The sequence below is a fragment of the Tessaracoccus sp. OH4464_COT-324 genome, assembly GCF_003932855.1.
Classification (GTDB): domain Bacteria; phylum Actinomycetota; class Actinomycetes; order Propionibacteriales; family Propionibacteriaceae; genus Arachnia.
In genome coordinates, this window is the sequence record NZ_RQYZ01000044.1 from 1 (window position 1) to 1,532 (window position 1,532).

The 1,532-nt window shown below is 64.8% G+C and carries 2 protein-coding genes and 1 pseudogene; 1 reads left to right on the top strand and 2 read right to left on the bottom strand.

The features are described 5' to 3' along the window. Positions 1-80: 80 nt before the first annotated feature. Positions 81-764 carry an IS3 family transposase gene (locus EII42_RS12035; protein ID WP_125172394.1) on the bottom strand — a complete coding sequence of 228 codons (684 nt, stop codon included), beginning with the start codon at positions 762-764 and terminating at the stop codon, positions 81-83. After that, positions 764-1,087 carry a hypothetical protein gene (locus EII42_RS12040; RefSeq protein WP_125172396.1) on the bottom strand — a complete coding sequence of 108 codons (324 nt, stop codon included), beginning with the start codon at positions 1,085-1,087 and terminating at the stop codon, positions 764-766. The genes EII42_RS12035 and EII42_RS12040 overlap by 1 nt, the downstream gene beginning before the upstream one ends. Before the next feature lie 131 nt (positions 1,088-1,218). On the opposite strand from EII42_RS12040, the pseudogene EII42_RS13345 reads away from it, so the two are divergent. Beyond that, positions 1,219-1,401: pseudogene (locus EII42_RS13345) on the top strand (IS3 family transposase); the annotation flags it as partial. Between the last annotated feature and the right edge of the window lie 131 nt (positions 1,402-1,532).

The following is a 1,532-nucleotide window of genomic DNA, read 5'->3' on the forward strand; positions in this document are numbered from 1 at the left end:
GATCCGGACAACTCCCCCACGGAACTCCCGATCGTACTTCTTCCGCTTCTCTGACACCGCAATCCTCATTACCGATGCCCCTACGATCCGGGGGGAACCTCACCCAGCTGCTCGCACAAGGCGGTGTAGGCCTTGGAGGTGTAGACCGATCCGTGGTCGGAGTGGAACACGGCCCCGGCAAGGCCGCCTCGCTGAGCGCAGGCAGCCTTTAAGGCTTCTTCGACCAGCTCGGTGCGCATGTGCTGGCCCATCGCCCAACCGGTAAGCTTGCGCGAGCCCAGATCGATGACCGAGGCGAAATACAAGGTGCTGCCATCCTGGACCGGCAGATAGGTGATATCGCCGACATACCTCTGGTTCGGCTCCCCGGTACGGAAGTCCCGGTCAATGAGATCATCGAAGCGGCAGCCTGCCTGGTCAGAGCGTGTGGTTCTCCTCCGGCGGTGCAGACGGGTGCCGGACAGGCCGAAGCAGGCCATCACCCGGGCAACTCGTTTGTGATTGACCCGCTGGTCTGCCGGTGCGCCCTCGTTGAGGTCAGCGGTAATCCTGGGTGCGCCATAGCCGCGGTCCCCGCCCTGGGCGGGGTCCTGGAGGGCCCGAATGCGCGCGGCCAGGGCCACATCTGCCTGGGCTCGTGCCGCCCGCTTGGGGGCGCCCGCCCGCCAGGCATAGAACGAGGAGCGGGCAATCCCGATGACCTGGCACAACCGCTTCACGCCCCAAGCGCTCTTGTGATCCTCGACGAACTGGAAGCGGTTCACTAGTTCGTCTCCCCCGCGAAATACTTGGCCGCCTGGCGCAGGATCTCCCGTTCAGCGGTCAGCTTGGCCGTCTGGGCCCGTAGGTCCCTGTTCTCGGCCTCCAAACGGGCGATCGCCTCGGCCTGACTCTCCTGGGTGCCCGGGACGGTGGCCCAACCGCCAGCACCCGGCTTCAAAGGACTGCCAGCAGGCGCCCCATCAGCACCGGTCTTGCGCCCCGTGCCATGCAACACCAGCCACCGGCGCAACGCCCCACGGGTGACGCCCAGATCCCCGGCAATGCCACGCACCGTGGCCCCCGGCGTCGTCTCGTACAAGTCCACGCCCCCGACGCCGGAACTCCTCGGTATTAGGTCTTCCTCGCCATAACCAGATCATCTCTCTCCCCAGCCCCAGGGCCAGAATCAGCGTGTCCAACAACCAGGGTGAAGGCCCGGACTACGCCCTCCAAGGCCTGATCCATTACAGCGATCGTGGCTGCCGGTACGTGTCCATGCACTACACCCGGCGCCTGATCGATGCCGGGCTCCAAGCCTCCGTCGGGTCCCGAGGTGACGCTTGCGACAATGCTCTGGCAGAGACCGTCAATGGTCTCTACAAGACCGAACTCATCCACGCCAGAGCCGCATGGCCCAGCGTCACTGAAGCGCCTCAAGTTTTGTGCCGCTCCTATGCGGGGAGACTGTAAGGAAAACGGTGTGTGAGGGTCTGGCCTGATCCGAGAGGAGATGGCCGTGTCTGACACGACTGACGTCATCGCTGATGACG